The sequence below is a fragment of the Bacillus sp. ISL-41 genome (genome assembly GCF_018613235.1).
GTDB lineage: Bacteria > Bacillota > Bacilli > Bacillales > Cytobacillaceae > Mesobacillus.
In genome coordinates this window covers 64,367-80,675 of the sequence record NZ_JAGGQP010000014.1, presented here as the reverse complement: position 1 = coordinate 80,675, position 16,309 = coordinate 64,367, and the positions used below count along the sequence as shown (strand labels likewise).

The 16,309-nt window shown below is 43.0% G+C and carries 12 protein-coding genes; 1 reads left to right on the top strand and 11 read right to left on the bottom strand.

All coding sequences use genetic code 11. The features are described from left to right. Positions 1-221: 221 nt before the first annotated feature. Entirely contained in the window at positions 222-629 is a 408-nt protein-coding gene (locus tag J7I80_RS06935) for a hypothetical protein (RefSeq protein ID WP_353050090.1), read from the bottom strand. Between the two features lie 149 nt (positions 630-778). Then, a complete protein-coding gene (locus J7I80_RS06930) occupies positions 779-1,360 on the bottom strand; it encodes a nucleotidyltransferase family protein (protein WP_251027638.1) in 582 nt (193 codons plus the stop codon). Positions 1,361-1,758: 398 nt separating this feature from the next. On the opposite strand from J7I80_RS06930, the gene J7I80_RS06925 reads away from it, so the two are divergent. After that, positions 1,759-2,415 carry a potassium channel family protein gene (locus J7I80_RS06925; protein ID WP_214736934.1) on the top strand — a complete coding sequence of 219 codons (657 nt, stop codon included), beginning with the start codon at positions 1,759-1,761 and terminating at the stop codon, positions 2,413-2,415. Between the two features lie 168 nt (positions 2,416-2,583). Here the strand turns inward: J7I80_RS06925 and J7I80_RS06920 are convergent, their stop codons facing one another. From J7I80_RS06920 to J7I80_RS06880, 9 genes are all read right to left on the bottom strand, one after another. Continuing rightward, complete coding sequence (locus tag J7I80_RS06920) at positions 2,584-4,272, bottom strand: NAD-dependent malic enzyme (RefSeq protein WP_214736931.1); 1,689 nt, start codon at positions 4,270-4,272, stop codon at positions 2,584-2,586. Between the two features lie 298 nt (positions 4,273-4,570). Further along, a complete protein-coding gene (locus J7I80_RS06915) occupies positions 4,571-6,355 on the bottom strand; it encodes an L-lactate permease (RefSeq protein WP_214736929.1) in 1,785 nt (594 codons plus the stop codon). A 383-nt stretch (positions 6,356-6,738) separates the two neighbouring features. Beyond that, positions 6,739-7,521 (bottom strand): IclR family transcriptional regulator, encoded by a 783-nt coding sequence (locus tag J7I80_RS06910; RefSeq protein WP_214736927.1) that lies wholly within the window; start codon positions 7,519-7,521, stop codon positions 6,739-6,741. Positions 7,522-7,778: 257 nt separating this feature from the next. Continuing rightward, positions 7,779-8,555, bottom strand: a complete 777-nt coding sequence (locus J7I80_RS06905; protein ID WP_214736925.1) for a fumarylacetoacetate hydrolase family protein — start codon at positions 8,553-8,555, stop codon at positions 7,779-7,781. Between the two features lie 122 nt (positions 8,556-8,677). Continuing rightward, positions 8,678-10,858: a malate synthase G gene (locus J7I80_RS06900; protein WP_214736923.1), complete on the bottom strand. Its 2,181-nt coding sequence runs from the start codon at positions 10,856-10,858 to the stop codon at positions 8,678-8,680. 165 nt (positions 10,859-11,023) lie between these two features. Next, a complete protein-coding gene (locus tag J7I80_RS06895) occupies positions 11,024-12,490 on the bottom strand; it encodes an FAD-linked oxidase C-terminal domain-containing protein (RefSeq protein WP_214736920.1) in 1,467 nt (488 codons plus the stop codon). Next, positions 12,490-13,848: a (Fe-S)-binding protein gene (locus J7I80_RS06890; protein WP_214736918.1), complete on the bottom strand. Its 1,359-nt coding sequence runs from the start codon at positions 13,846-13,848 to the stop codon at positions 12,490-12,492. Before J7I80_RS06890 ends, J7I80_RS06895 begins: the two co-directional genes overlap by 1 nt. A gap of 2 nt (positions 13,849-13,850) precedes the next feature. Beyond that, positions 13,851-15,176, bottom strand: coding sequence for an FAD-binding oxidoreductase (locus J7I80_RS06885; RefSeq protein WP_214736916.1), 1,326 nt, complete (start codon positions 15,174-15,176; stop codon positions 13,851-13,853). Between the two features lie 48 nt (positions 15,177-15,224). Next, entirely contained in the window at positions 15,225-15,917 is a 693-nt protein-coding gene (locus tag J7I80_RS06880) for a FadR/GntR family transcriptional regulator (protein WP_214736914.1), read from the bottom strand. Positions 15,918-16,309 lie beyond the last annotated feature (392 nt).

Below are 16,309 nucleotides of genomic sequence, written 5' to 3'. Positions count from 1 at the left end.
AATTAGGGGGTCGTAAAGAATCTTCCTTGTTTTGTCCGAACCTGAGGCTACTTCGGACAACTTTAAAGGAAATCTTACTAATTTTGTCCGAAGCCAGGGCTACTTCGGACAACTTTTTTGAAAATCATAAAGATTTCTTCCGAACCTTGCTTAGCATGCTCCATTTATAATCACCATAATAAGACGTTCTATAAAAAGAAAAAAGCAAGGAATAGAATCCCTTACTGTCTGCTCAATCGTTCAATCTCTGTCTCTACTTTGTAAACTCTTTTGTTTAACGCTTCAGTCTTATCATCGATGTGCTCAACAATTTTATCCGTGTAAAATCCTAAACTATCAACAAGATTCTTCTGTAATTTTTCTTGTCCAATTTCCAGTCTGTTCTGGCCTTGTTTCAAATCCTTAATATCTACTTCAAGTCTGTACAGACCTTGTTTTAAATCTTTGATATCGACTTCCAGCCCGTTCTGACCTTGTTTTAAATCTTTGATATCGACTTCCAGCCCGTTCTGGCCTTGTTTCAAATCTTTGATATCGACTTCCAGTCCGTTCTGGCCTTGTTTTAAATCATCCATACCTACACGCATTTCTTGAATTTCATTTAAAATTTGCTTTAAGATTTCTTCCACAAATTTTCCCCCGTCCATTTCTAATAAAATAATTATACCACCCTAGCGGATAAATAAGACCATTAAAAATACGAGAAAAGCGAGCAGCTATTTTTACCGATTAGTTTCCTCCCTCTATCATGATTGGAGACTCGCATGACTAAAGCCTTTTACTTGGAAAGTAATGTTGCATGATGCACTTTAACCATAGGCCATTTAGCAGTCCAATTCTTCTTGATCAGCCGCTCTTCGTAAATGGCAGCACGCTCTTTCGTTTCTGTAAAAAAAGGCGTCGGCTTTAATTCCATATGGAGGACATCTTCCAGTCCACAAGGTGCCGTCAGGACAAGCTTGTTCTCCTTGTCCAGCTTCACACCAAGAGCCGTCGCTGTTTCCGGAAATTTTGAGATAGCATCCTCCGAAGAAGAGTAAGGCGGGATTTGATTGACAACATGCATCCTTGCCTGATTTTTAACAGACCAGGGAATCACAGGCATATGGCTTTTCAACTCGTCCTCCAGTTTCTTTTCATCATCTTCATTAATGTTGGCGGGATCAAAATAGATCACATCAACATCAGGTGTCATCGTGCACTCCTTGAAGCCATGCAGTGTGTCCCATATCTTTGATCGAACAAAACCAGCACAGATCCACCAGTCTGGCAAATCAAGAGTACCAGCTGTTTGTATAATCTTCATCATGTTATCGTTTGATTGAAATAACTTTATTACATCTTCTTCGTTTTTCAGCAAGAGAAACACCCTCTTTTATACGAACGTATATTCCTATCTTAACACACTATAACGTTCGGGGAACATGAACTTTAATATGTATTTGTTCGAATAACTCTTATAGGGAAACATATTTAAATTATTCTTGGTGAAAATAAGTCATTATGGGATTTATCGTTGCACTACAGAAGACTCCCAAAACAAATTTGTATATTTTAGAATGGACTGGATTTTCAGTACTTTATGAATGGATTTCTGTGAAAAACAACGCCTTAATCTATACAGGCTGGAAGCACCTGTATCCTATACCCGTATACCGAGCAGCCCTTTTCTTTCAGTTTATAAAAATAAATATCAGGAATTGGCATATTAAAAATGTACCCTGTTAGTAGACCTTTTAAAATAGGAGGAAATACATAATGAGAAAGTTATTTGCTGTGATTGGCCTTGGGCGTTTTGGAGGAAGCCTTGTCGAGGAATTTCATCATCTTGGATTCGAGGTTCTGGCTGTCGATGTGAAAGAGGAAAGAGTGAACAGATATAGCCAATATGCTACCCATGCTGTTGTAGCCAATGCTATTAACGAAAATAATCTGAAATCATTGGGACTGAAAAATTTTGACCTTGTCATTGTATCCTTCGGCAGTAATATTGAAGCTAGTATCCTCACAACATTGTTGCTAAAGGACTTGGGTGTCAAACAAGTATGGGTGAAAGCATCAAGTCAGAACCATCAAAAGGTTTTAGAAAAAATCGGAGCCGATCGCGTCATTCACCCTGAAAGGGAAATGGCTAAGAGAATTGCTCACCATGTTACATCTGATAAGATTATTGATTTCATTGAGCTTTCCAAGAACCACAGCATTGCAGAAATAGTCTCTACAAAAAAGGTAACTGACAAAACATTAAATGAACTGAATGTGAGTGCAAATTACGGATGTACGATCATCGGGATCCAGCGCGGAGAAGAATTTATTGTTTCCCCCTCAGCTGAAGAAGTCATCTGCACGAATGATATCCTCATCGTATTAGGTAATAATAATGAAATTCATGCGTTCGAAGATAAAGGGGTTTAATTTTGAAAATCCTAAAAAAGGACAATGATTATTTGATTTCAATTAGATTCAAAAAAAAAAGTCATTCCTTACTCTCGAAGACCCCGAAAACACAAAGCATACCTACACTAAACTAGTAAAAAGCAAATTAAGCACAGGGTCCCCCCTGCGCTCTTGTAATCCCAGCCATTAAACTTTTATACTTCTAATCTCCTTATACACCGGTTTCCACATAGCCTCTGCCACTGCCTTTTCGACATCATTGATATCTGTCCTGGCAACCCCTTCGTTGATAGCCGCCTGAATGACTGCCAACGCGACTTTTTCGGATACTTCCTGTAATTTATTGATGTTAGGCAGGAGTGATGCGCCTGGCTGATCATTGCAGCACATGTCGGCAACAGCGTCTGCAGCTGCGGTGAACATGCCTTTTGAAATGATTTCCGCTTTTGCCACGATGGCTCCGAGCCCAAGCCCTGGAAAAATAAAGGCGTTGTTAGCCTGGCCAATTTCATAGGAAACTCCGTTGTAATCCACATCCTCAAACGGGCTCCCCGTTGCAACCAGTGCTCTCCCTCCTGTCCATCGGATCAAATCAGCTGGGACTGCCTCTGCCAGTGATGTCGGATTGGACATCGGCATGATGACTGGGCGCTCTGTATGGCTTGCCATCTCTTTGATAACATCCTCCGAGAAGGCTCCGGATTGTCCAGATGTACCGATCAGAATCGTCGGTTTCACCCTTTTGACCACTTCCATTAATGGGATAATGCCCTCGTCATTCCGTTCCCAGCTTTCCACTTCATTAACTCCGCGGACATATGGTTTTTGGAAATCCAAGACATCTCCATGTTCCTCCGTTAAAAGGCCCCTGTAATCCACTGCCCAGAACTGGTCATAAGCTTCATCCTTCGATAATCCTTCAGAAACCATGGCATCCACCATCTGATCCGCATTTCCAATTCCAGCAGCACCAGGCCCAAAGACAACAATCCTCTGATCCTTCAATGAACTCCCTGTCATCTTCAAAGCAGACTTGGTGGCCGCGAGGGTGACAGCTCCCGTCCCCTGAATATCATCATTAAAGGTTAGAATCTTATCTCCATACCTCTCCATGATCTTCCGTGCATTCACATTGCCAAGGTCTTCCCAGTGCAGAAGGACATCAGGGTGAAATTTTCTTGCTGTTGAGACAAACACATCAATGAACTCATCATAACGCTCGCCGCGGACCCGCGGGAACTCGTTTCCGATGTAAAACGGATCATCCGCCAGAGTTTTGTTGTTCGTTCCTACATCCAGCACAACTGGTAAAACCCGGCTCGGATTGATCCCGGCCGCTGCTGTGTAGACAGCTAACTTACCAATAGAGATATTGATGCCACCAATCCCCTGGTCTCCGATGCCGAGAATGCTTTCCGAATCGGTAACGACAATCAAATCAATTTCATTCTTGGCATGTCCGAGGTTCTTAAACGCCGTTTCAATCCCTTCCTGGTCATTAATCGATAAATACAATCCACCTGGACGGCGATAAACCTGTGAATATTGCTCAATGGCCTCCCCGACAGTAGGAGTATAGACAATAGGAAGCATTTCACTTAAATGGTCCTTAAGCAATCGGTAAAACAGGACAACATTCCGGTTGTACAAGTCATAAAGAAGTCCATTCTTAAATAAATTGGTGGTCCTGATCGAATACTGCTCATAGACCCTTTTGACCTGTTCATCGAGCGTCAGCACCTGGGGCGGCAATAACCCTTCAAGTCCCAACTCCTCCCGTTCCTTCCTGGTAAAAGCAGTACCTTTATTCAAAAAAGGATTCGACAAAAGCTCCTTCCCTCTTAACGTCGTCTGGATCACAGTAGAATTTGACATCAATCTCCCCTCTTTCTAAAGTAATGTTTGTATAATGTATACCCTTTTCACTCTCCCTTAAAATAAAGTCGAGCCTAAATCTGGCTTCGATCCCGATTAGGCTCTAAATGAAGTCCAATAGACGTTAAAAGAAGGATTCCAGCCTGTCCATACATGGCTTAACAAATAAATAAACAATCTTGGTCCCTTTTAAAAAAATCCCAAAATTGCAAGGTTAAAAAGACACGTAGAATCAATCCCTCAAAGCAAAAAAAACTGCACCCCTCACACTGGGATGCAGTTTTATGCTTTTGCGTTATTATTGTTTGACTACAGGAGGTACTTCCTGCACTAGAAGACCACTTCTTTTGTTGTTAGTAGCAATGATATATACGGCAGCAAAAGCAATGGTCACTGCAATGAACGAGCCGATGTTAAAGATTCCTTTTTGTGAGTACCAAACGATTGAATAGCCTACAGCGCCTGATAGCAAAGCGTAATAGGTGAACGGGAAGATAGTTTTCCTTATGACCGCCCCTTCCTTTCCTACCAGACCCACAACAGCGGAAGCTGCAACTACATTATGCACACAAATCATATTTCCCGCTGCTCCGCCAACTGCCTGGAGGGCAACGATCCAGGTAGGATCTACGCCAATATTGCTTCCAACATTATATTGGAACAGAGAGAACATCATATTGCTGACTGTATTGCTGCCTGCGATGAATGCGCCCATGCCGCCAATGAAGGTAGAGAACAGCGGCCAATAATCTCCTGCCAGGGCAGCGACTCCGTTTGCCAGTTCAATTGGCATCTTATCAAAGCCCGCTGTTCCCCCTCCGGTATTTAAGAATACCTGAACCATTGGGACTGTAAAAATAAGGGCTGTTGAAGCCGAAAGCATTGTTTTGCCCGATTGCGACCAGGCACGGCCGTAAGCGCTTGCGTTCATGCCATGGAGGAAGTACGTAATGACCGATACAATGATGAAAATGGTACCTGGCAAATACAAAGGCTGGAAGCTGGAAGTGATTCCTGAACCAAAAATGTTTTCAAATGATATACTCCAGGATTTGAACCACCCGGCAATAGGTAGTGAATTAAGTCTCGTCAAGATTAGCAGCAAACCTACAAGAACATAAGGTGTCCAGGCACGTAACATGCTCATGCTTCCGCTCTTGTGTGTAATATCCTTAATTTCAAGATTGCCAATCCATTCAGGATCCCATTTAGATTTTTCTTCAAAATCCCATTCTTCCTCTTTTGGAGGCATCAGGAAACCTTTCTTCGCTGCAAAAATCACAATCGCCAGACCTGCCAAACCGCCAATCATCGACGGAAATTCCGGTCCAAGAACATTTGCGACAATGATATAAGGAATAGTCATGGCAAAGGATGAAAACAGGGCGAATTTCCATACCTTGATGCCTTCTGAAAAGGATTTATTTTTCCCGAAATATCTGGTCATCAATGCAACCACAAATAATGGCACAAGCGTACCCGCTATCATATGAAGAAAAGCAACCTTGACAGCGATTACATTTACCAGGCCAAGGAAGTCATTTGATATTCCAGCGTCACCCGATAAACCGCTAAAAACGCCTACAAGCATAGGAGTTCCGACTGCACCGAATGAAACCGGTGTACTTTGGATGACCATTCCAGCCACTACGGCAGCCATCGCCGGGAAGCCTAGTCCAACCAATAAAGGCACCGCAACGGCCGCCGGTGTCCCGAAGCCTGCAGACCCTTCAATAAATGAGCCGAACAACCAGGCCACAATGATGACCTGAACCCTTCGGTCCCCTGAGATATCCGTAAAACCCTGGCGGATTGTCTTGATTCCGCCGCTTTCCTGCAATGTGTTTAACAGCAGTATTGCTCCAAAAATAATGTATAGAAGTGTTCCCGCTACAATAAGTCCATGGATAGAAGCAGCAGCTACATTGGCTCCTGGCACCTTCCACACGAATAAAGCAAGTCCGATGGCAACCACATAAGAAATTGGCATTGCTTTGCTTGCTGGCCATCTTAGTCCGATCAGGAAAATTCCTACCACTAGAATTGGCAGTAAAGACAAAAACGCTAGCATTCCAGTACTCACAAAAAATCATCTCCCCTTTAATATGATAATAAAAAACAATAAAAGCTTTTGTTGCGGATTACGCAACATTGTTATATAACTATAAAAATAGTGTTATATAACACTTGTAATTTATTATACAGACAAAGCCCGGAGAATTTCAACAATTTTGTGAAAATTTAGAATTGTTATATCAGTAAAATAAGCTGGCAATTCCTTGTCATTTATCCCTTCCTCATAGCGAAACAACATCTGCCAAGCTTGTTGAAAGGATCGCTTTTTTCATATTAAAAAATAAAGCAACCTTCATACATAAGAACACGGAAATTAAACCATGGTAATATATTTGAAAAAATAAAAAAATTTGCCCGAAATAACTTTTTGTTATTCGAACAAATTTTTTCTCAACCAATTTGATTTTGTTTGGAAAATCCGAGCCTGACAGAAATTTGGGATCCTACATCGAGGATATGCTCTTTCAGTTGTTCAAGCCTTTCTTCAGTCATTCGGATCGTCGGTCCTGAAATACTTATAGCCGCGACTGCTTTTCCCAAATGATCGAAAATTGGTGCAGCAATGCATGTAATACCATTTTCATTTTCCTCAAGATCCAGTGCGTATCCATTTTGCTTTACTTGTATTAATTCCTTGAACAAAGAATCTTTATCCGTAATCGTGTGTTTGGTGTGCATTGGAAGGCCTTTTCGATCAACGATTTCATGTACAACTCCTGAGGGCAGGTTGGCGAGAATTGCTTTTCCAACGGATGTGCAGTGCATAGGTGCCCGCTTCCCAACCTTTGAATGCATTCTCAATGTTTCTGTTCCTTCCAGCTTCTCGATGTACACTACCTCTCCCTGGTCGTAGACGACAAGGTGGATCACTTCATTCGTTACACTCTCAAGCTGTTGCAGAAATGGACCTGCCTCAGATCTTATATCGATGGAATCCAGCAGTTTAGAGCTGATTTCCAAAAATTTGTATCCGAGCTTGTACCGGCCGGTATTTTCATCTTGCTCAATGTATCCATACTGGGCTAGAGTAAATAAAATCCGGTATACAGAGCTTTTATTGATGTCTATTTGTTTAGCAATCTCAGTAACTCCTAAACCGCCTTTTTTCATGCCGACCAGGTGGATAATATCCAGTGCACGGCTAACTGACTTAACTACATTTTCCCTTTCCAATTCTCTTACCCCCAGTGCGGTGCCCATCACTATAACTCAATTAAAATCCTGCTAATTAAACTTTCAGCTTGCAGTTGTCTTTTCTTTAGGCTCTTTTCTCAAACTTTGTTGCTATTGACTGCAAAATAGAATTGAATAACCCATTTTTCTTCGCTAAGTTGATTCTTTTATGAGAAAAGAGCATGCAAACTTAATACCGAACTGCAAAATGACCTTCTATTAAGTTAAAATCAGCTTTAGGATTTTAACAACAAACTTTACGAAAGTTGCCTTTCCTTAACAGCAGCAAAAACATTCTTCAGAACGCCAATCTCCTCAATCTCACACTCTATTACATCTTCTTTTCCGACGAACTCTGCTCCTACAGGGCTGCCAGTCAGTATGACATCTCCCGGCTTCAAAGTCATAACCTTCGTAAGATAGGAAATCATTTTCCGGATTGGGATGATCATCAGGTCAGTAGGACTATTTTGCTTTTCAATACCATTTAGTCGAGCGGTTACTTTTAAATTAAAAGGGTCCAATTCTGTTTCAATAACTGGCCCTAGGGGAGTGAAGGTGTCAAAAGACTTTCCGATTGTCCAATGTCCATCCTTATGAAAGAAGCTCGGTGCAGTAACATCATTGCCGACCGTATAGCCAAAGACATAATCCAAAACTTCTGATTCTGGAACATCCTTTGCTTCCTTGCCAATGACTACAGCAAGCTCAGATTCGAATTTTACACTTTCTGTACCTGCCGGGATGATGATTTCTTCTTCCGTACCGATGACTGAAGAAACTGGCTTAAAGAAAAATACGGGTATTTCAGGCAATTCAGATGGCAAGTCTTCTTTTTTTGCCACAAAATTTGCGCCGATCCCAATTACTTGATTTGGGACAAGAGGAGCGAGCAAGCGGGCTTCTTCCCTTGAAAAAACCTTCCCTGTATATTCCCAGCTTTCAAATATATCACCAGTAATCTCCTGTAATCCTTCTTCCGTAACCACACCGGAATAAACTTTTGAATCAACTGTAAACCTTGCGAATTTCATCGTCCTTGCCCCTTTCCGTCATCTGTCTCTATTTTTTATCATGGCCATTTCAGCCCTCTGTGCTTTGGAAAGCCAGGGGCACTTTCATCTATGAAAGAATGCCCCTGGGAAATGTATTGGCATTAATTTTTAACAGCAAACTTCGCTTTAGCTTCCTGGCGGCGGCGATGAAGAATAGGCTCAGTATAGCCATTTGGCTGCTCATATCCAAGGAAAACGAGGTCACATGCAGCCTGGAACGCTACAGAGTTGTCATAATCCTCTGCCATTGGGCGGTAAGATGGATCGAGTTCATTTTGCTTATCAACGACTTTTGCCATACGCTGCAAAGTCTCGAGCACCTGTTCTTTAGTGCACACCCCATGGTGAAGCCAGTTCGCCATATGCTGGCTGGAAATCCTTAAAGTTGCCCTGTCTTCCATCAATCCTACATCATTGATGTCAGGAACTTTGGAGCAGCCGATTCCTGATTCAACCCAGCGAACTACATAGCCGAGGATTCCCTGCGCATTGTTATCCAGCTCTTCCTGGACTTCCTCAGCAGTCCACTTTGGATTTTCAGCAACAGGGATTTGCAGAATTTCGTCTCTATAGTCTTTGGATTCACCTTCCAGCTGATTTTGCACATCAAACACATCAACCTGGTGATAGTGCAATGCGTGCAATGTCGCTGCTGTTGGAGATGGCACCCATGCAGTATTAGCTCCAGCTTTCAAGTGGCCAATTTTTTGTTCAAGCATAGGCCCCATCAAATCAGGCATTGCCCACATTCCTTTTCCAACTTGGGCGCGGCCCTGGAAGCCAACATCGAGTCCTGTCGCAACATTTGACTTTTCATAGCCCTGTAGCCAGAGGGATGATTTCATATCATTTTTACGGACCATTGGGCCAGCTTCCATTGAAGTATGCATCTCATCTCCAGTGCGGTCGAGGAATCCTGTGTTAATGAAGACAATCCGGTCTTTGACTTCGCGGATGGAAGCCTTAAGGTTCAGACTTGTGCGTCGTTCTTCATCCATTACCCCAATTTTGAGCGTATTCCGCTTCAGGCCAAGCAGATCCTCTGTCCGGTCAAATAATTCATTGGCAAAACCCACTTCTTTTGATCCGTGCATTTTTGGTTTAACAATATAAATAGAACCCTTTGACGAATTTTGGTATTTTGTATTGCCGATTACGGAGTGTTTTCCAATTAAGCTTGTAAACACAGTATCAAGGATTCCTTCTGGAACCTCATTTCCTTCTTCATCTAGGATTGCATTGCTTGTCATCAAGTGACCGACATTTCGTACAAACATGACAGAACGGCCGTTGAGACTGAATTCCTCCCCATTTGGAGCTGAGTAATGACGGTCTGGATTCATCATTCTCGTCATGCTGCGGCCACTTTTATTGAAGGTAGCCTCCAGGTTCCCTTTTTGCAAGCCCAGCCAATTGCGGTAAACCTCCACTTTGTCCTCAGCGTCAACGGCTGCAACAGAATCTTCGCAATCCATGATCGTTGTCAGAGCAGCTTCAAGGAGAATATCCTTTACCCCAGCTTTATCCGTCTTGCCGATCGGATGGTTCGGATCAATTTGGACTTCAAAATGCAAACGATTATTTTTCAGCAATACAGCAGCTGGTTCTTCTGGATTCCCTTGATATCCGGCAAACTTTTCTTCTTCCTTGAGGCCTGTCGTTTTGCCTCCAGGCAGGGAAATAGCAAGTTTCCCATCTTTGATGGCATATTTTTCAGCGTCTTTATGGGAACCTTCAGCTAATGGTGCTGACTGGTCAAGAAATTCCCTCCCATAAGCGATGACTTTATTTCCGCGGACCGGATTGTAGCCTACACCTTTTTCTGCTCCATCTTCTTCACTGATGGCATCCGTTCCGTAAAGAGCATCATATAAACTTCCCCAGCGGGCATTTGCAGCATTGATTGCGTAGCGTGCGTTATTGACAGGCACAACGAGCTGCGGGCCTGCCTGTAAGGCAACTTCTTCATCCACTGCTTCTGTTGTAATCTGATAATCCTCCACTTCGGGTTCAAGATAGCCAATGTCGGTAAGGAATGACTTATATTGATCAAAATCAAATTTACCGTTATTTTCACGATACCAGGCATTTAATTTTTCCTGGATTTCGTCACGGACTTTTAGTAATTCCTTGTTTCGAGGAGCCAGATCCTTTACCAGGCCTCCAAGGCCGTTCCAAAATTGCTCCTGGTCCACCTCGGATCCAGGAAGAACCTCTGAATTGATAAATTCATAGAGTTCTGTTGAAACCTGAAGATTTCCCGCTTTTACATAGTCTGCCATGTGTTTCATTTCCTCCCTTATATTAGATATTCTGTGTACACTTTTTATTGTTGCGTAATACGAAACGCTGTTTCAGATATTCCTTAAAAAAATCATACCATGCACTGGAAAGTTTTTTCAATTATTTTAACTGAATTTTTTGTGATTTATTATTAGTTAGGAATTTTACTTGGCAGCTGCCGCAGCAATCTCTTTTTTAACTTCAATACAGCGTCCTGGAGACGGGAACAGTTTCCCTGCATTCAATAGATTTTTAGGGTTAAAGACTTGCCTGATTTCTGTCTGTGCCATGATTTCCTCATCAGTAAACACAAACCGCATTTCTTCCCTTTTTTCAATGCCGACACCATGCTCACCAGTAATCGTCCCGCCGACATCGGCGCACACCTTCAGACACAGACTGCCTGCTTCAAGAGCTCTTTCTGATTCTCCTGCAATTCTGGCATCGAACAAGACGAGCGGATGAAGATTTCCATCCCCTGCATGAAAAATATTAGCGATTCGAAGGCCGAACTCTTCACTGATTTCATTTATCCTTTTTAACACTTCAGGGAGCCTGCTTCTTGGGATGACGCCATCCTGCACTAAATAATCAGGGGATATCGCTCCCATCGCTCCAAATCCGGTTTTCCGGTTTGCCCACCATTTGGCCCTTTCTTGTTCACTCTGGGCAGCTTTTACCTCACGGACATTATTGTTTTTGCACACATCTAGAATCTGGTTGATCTGCTCATCCAGTCCGGCGGCTATTCCATCCACTTCAATCAGGAGCACCGCTTCTATGTCCTTGGGATGTCCCACCGGAAAAGCGGCTGCCTCGACTCCTTCAATCGCCGTCTTATCCATCATCTCGAGAGCAGCAGGAACGATTCCGGCTGAAATAATGTCTGATACTGCTTTGCTTCCATCTGCTACCTTGTCAAAATAGGCAAGCACTGTTTGCTTTCCTTCAGGATTCTTTAAGATTCTTACCGTTATTTTTGTCACAATGCCTAAAGTGCCTTCAGAGCCAGTCAATAAACCAAGCAGGTCATAGCCCGGAAGGTCCGGGACACCATTTTTTCCGATTTCGATAATTTCCCCATTTGGGAGGACGACTTCCAAACCAAGAATATGGTTTGTCGTTACCCCATATTTCAGGCAGTGCGCCCCTCCGGCATTCTCCGCGACATTCCCGCCAATCGTACAGCAATACTGGCTGGATGGGTCGGGAGCATAGTAATACCCCTTATCTGAAATCGAGTTGGTGAGCTTAAGATTGACAAATCCAGGTTCAACCACTGCACGCCTGTTTTCAAAATCCACGCTAAGCAGTTTTTTCATCCTGACCATGCTGATGATGACCTCGCCGTTCAAAGGGATGGCACCCCCGCTTAGACCGGTTCCGGCACCCCTTGCAAGGAATGGCAGGTCATTTTCATGACAATACTTAACAATCGCAGCGACTTCAGCTGTGTTCTTTGGGAAAACAACCACCCTTGGCAGATGCTTATGGAGGGTGAAGCCGTCGCAATCATAGGCAAGCAGGTCTTCCTTCTCGTAAAGGATGGACTTGCGGATCGGATCATACCCAACGATTTTAGCGAGATTCAGAACATGAGGATCCTTCGATTGAATGCCTTTTTTAGCCATCACTTTCCCTCCTTTAGGCTGTCTTCTTTTTGATACGCCCAATCAAGAAGCTGGATTGTATGGACAACCTTTTGGTTTCTCCCGTGTTTTTGAACACCTATCGCCATCTGAAGCATACAGCCAGGATTGCCCATCGAAATCATTTCTACATCTTCCGGTACGTTTTCCATTTTGCTTTCAAGAATGGCACCGGCCATGTCAGGATTCGTTATGTTATAAATCCCGGCACTTCCGCAGCAGCGATCTGAGTTCGGCATGTGTACCATTTCAACTCCTGGAATATCGAGGAGAATATCACGCGGTTCCTGCCGTATTCCCTGGCCATGGGCAAGGTGGCAGGCATCATGATAAGTCATCTTGACGTCCATTTCGGCTCTCGGCTTTTCATATCCAGTATCATGAAGGTATTTAGAAATGTCTTCTACCTTTCGGGAGAATTCTAAAGCCTTGTCATGCCACTCTTGGTCGTCACGGAATAGTTCATGGTATTCTTTAAGCATGGACCCGCACCCGGCTGCATTTACAATTACCTTATCTGCATCTTTGAATGCTTCAATATTCTTCTTGGCAAGCTTCCTTCCTGTTTCCCTGTCACCTGCATGGACATGGAGCGCGCCGCAGCATGTTTGATTCCGGGGAATGATGACATCGTTGCCATTTCGGGTCAGCACATTAACAGTTGCTTCATTGACATCGCTGAACATCACGTCCATCACGCAGCCAGTCAGCATCGCCACTTCATGTTTCGTCTCGGTCTTGGCCTTGATCACATCTACATCCTTGAATTTTTTGCGAACTGGTTCATTGATCTCCGGCATGATTGTCTCCATCTCAACCAGGTGCTTCGGCATGATGTTAATCAGACCCGTCTTCCTTACTGCCTTCTGGATACCGCTCTTTTGGTAAAACTTAAGCAGACTGCCTAGTGAATTTAAACGATTTTGATGCGGGAACAACTCTTGGAGGAAAAGCTTATTTACGGCACCCTTCCAGCCTGTTAGCGGCATCGCCTGGCGTATCTGCCCGCGTGCCTCTTCAATCAGGCCTCCAACATTTACATCTGCTGGACAGGCCGTAGTGCAGGCGCGGCAGTCTAGACAGGCGAACACAGGGTCCATGAACTGCTCATTCACCGAGAGTTTCCCTTCAGCAACCGACTTGATCAAATGAACCCTTCCGCGGGGAGAATGCTGTTCCTGGCCGGTTAGTTCATAGGTAGGACAAGATTCAAGACACATGCCGCAATGAACGCAGTCAGCCCATTTGTTTTCATCTGGCAGGTCGCTCCAGAGGTAATTTCCTAAGGTTTTTGGCGCACAGGCGGGCTCCTGTTTTAAATCCATTTCTCTTAAACTCACAATTATATCCCCCCTACAAAACGTCCAGGATTCAAGACTCGATTTGGATCAACTTTTGATTTTATTCCTTCCAAAATGAACTGGTATGCCTGCTTTTCACCCCATACATTTGCCTTCTCGCGCAGCGCTGAAGGCAAATGCTTCACCACAACATAACCGTTTAGCTTTGCCGCCTTCTCCCTTAGAGAATAAATCGCCGAGACAATGTCTTCTTTTGCCCCTCTAAGCACTGCCTGGCTTAACCCATGGCCAAGACCGCCGTGCGCTTCGATCAGGAGATTGTGGGAATCCTGCAGCAACTGGCACTCCTGCAATATCTCAATTACATTCATATTAACTGTACCGATTTTTAATGTTGCTTCAGTGGGGGCATCAGCAAGATGAACAGCACCGTTAGGCACATTCCCATAAAAATCGTTCCAGAAAGATATTGCCTCTTCCTGATGAAGGATGGCCAGGTCGGTTCCAGACGGCTGAAGCTTCTGGACAAAATCTTCCTGGTACTTAACAGAGCTTTCAACATCTTCAAAACCAATCGCCAAAGTGTAAACCCTTTCATTAAGGAGTTTAGCTGATAACGATGGATTCATCATTTCAAGTGCTACAGGTTCAATTACAGTATCCAGCAGATATACAGCAAATTTCCTTGCATCATCAATTTTCTCTTCCGAAAATTTCAGCAGCATCAGGCTTTCATGCTTCGGAACCGGACGCAGTTTTAACGTAACCTCGGAAATAATGCCAAGAGTTCCCATTGCTCCGATAAAAAGCTTGTTCATGTCATAGCCAGCAACATTTTTTACTACCTTTCCACCAGATCGAATTACTGAGCCGTCCGGATAAACAACTCTCAGCCCAATAACAGCATCTCGTGCGGAGCCATAGCCAAGCCGTTTGGGACCGCTGTCATTTGAGGCAATGATTCCCCCAATGGTTGCATGGGCTGGCAAAAACGGATCAAGAGCAATCTTTTGGTTAAACTCCAGCAAGTAATCCTGAACCTCTTTAAAAGTGGTACCTGGTTTGACAGTTAAGGTCATATCTCCCGGTACGTGTTCAACGATTCCTTTATAGTTTTCCAGTGAAATAAGAATGTCAGCGTTTGCTTCGGTCCCTCCAAATCCTCTTTTCGTGCCTCCGCCTATAACATTAACTTTTTTGTTTGTTTCATAGGCATATTTTAATAGACTTGCAATTTCATCCTCAGAGTTAGGAAATACTGTGATCGCACCCCCATTTCCGTATGGTTGCGCATCACTTCCGGAATCAGTCATTTGATTTTCGGAAAAAAAAGCTTTCAGTTCGGTTAAAATTTCGGCGGTAATCATAGCAGCCCTCCTATGTTTTCTAGCCAACAAACAAAGATCATTTTATATTCAGATACTTAACACCGAACTGGATTTTAGCAAATCCTCAACAAAATCCAGGTGCTCCTGCATCCTCTGTTTTGCCAGGACAGGCTTTCTTTGAAGAATCATTTGAAAAATCTGTTCGTGCTGACTGTTTATTTCCTCAAAAACTTCCTGATCCTTTTCAATAAATTGATGAAATCCAATCATCGTCTTTTTCATCGAAGCAGAAATAAATTCAAGAAGCTGGACAAGGATTTCGTTTTCCGCCGCTCTGGCTATCGCAAGGTGAAAATTGTAATCCGCTTCCCAGCTATTTTCACCGCTTCCGGAAATAAGTTCCTCCATCTGCTTCAAATCGTTCTCCGTCCTGTTTTCTGCAGCAATCCCTGCAATTCCCGGTTCTAGAAGCTTCCTGACCTGAAAAAGCTGGCTAATATCTTTGGGGTTTGGAAGCAGGAGATTCTGGTTGAAGAGTTTGCCTGAATCAAACTTACATATATAGGTGCCCTCCCCCTGCTTCACGGTAACCGCACCCTTTCCTTTAAGAGTCGTAATGGCATCTCTTACCGCAGAGCGCCCAACTCCAAAGATGTCGCAAAGCTCACGGACGGAAGGAAGTTTTTCACCAGGAAGGAAGGTACCAGCTTCGATCATTTGCTCAATTTGCTCCGTAACTGATTCAGATACTTTTTTAGTGGAAATCTTTTCGATCTTCAAAAACTCACCCCCTTCTTTTCAGATATCACATATCTGATATGTGACATACTTTATTTTATTTAAGCATTAAATTGTGTTGAAATCAATAAATAGTTTGAAAATATCAAAAAATCAAATTAATCTATTTTCAACGAATAAATTTCAATAGAAAATGGACTCTTCTTAACTACAAAATCTTTTTTTATTTATATAATTTTCTTGTTTTTTAATAGAAAGGAAACAGCACCAACCAAAAAGGATAGGGTTTCCCTTATCCTTTGTTCATTTTAATTACCGATATACTGTTTTGTATTTATCTGAAGGTCAACAGGAATGATATTATTCCAACAATCCAAGAATAAAGAGAAAATCCCATTAGACAACCAATTCTTTTCTTCGGAGGAATGAGCTTA

Bases quoted from the DNA above. Each gene is read 5' to 3' on its own strand.
- J7I80_RS06925 (WP_214736934.1), top strand. From the start codon at position 1,759: ATGAGAAAGTTATTTGCTGTGATTGGCCTTGGGCGTTTTGGAGGAAGC.
- J7I80_RS06920 (WP_214736931.1), bottom strand. From the start codon at position 4,272: ATGTCAAATTCTACTGTGATCCAGACGACGTTAAGAGGGAAGGAGCTT.
- J7I80_RS06905 (WP_214736925.1), bottom strand. From the start codon at position 8,555: ATGAAATTCGCAAGGTTTACAGTTGATTCAAAAGTTTATTCCGGTGTG.
- J7I80_RS06900 (WP_214736923.1), bottom strand. From the start codon at position 10,858: ATGGCAGACTATGTAAAAGCGGGAAATCTTCAGGTTTCAACAGAACTC.
- J7I80_RS06895 (WP_214736920.1), bottom strand. From the start codon at position 12,490: ATGGCTAAAAAAGGCATTCAATCGAAGGATCCTCATGTTCTGAATCTC.
- J7I80_RS06885 (WP_214736916.1), bottom strand. From the start codon at position 15,176: ATGATTACCGCCGAAATTTTAACCGAACTGAAAGCTTTTTTTTCCGAA.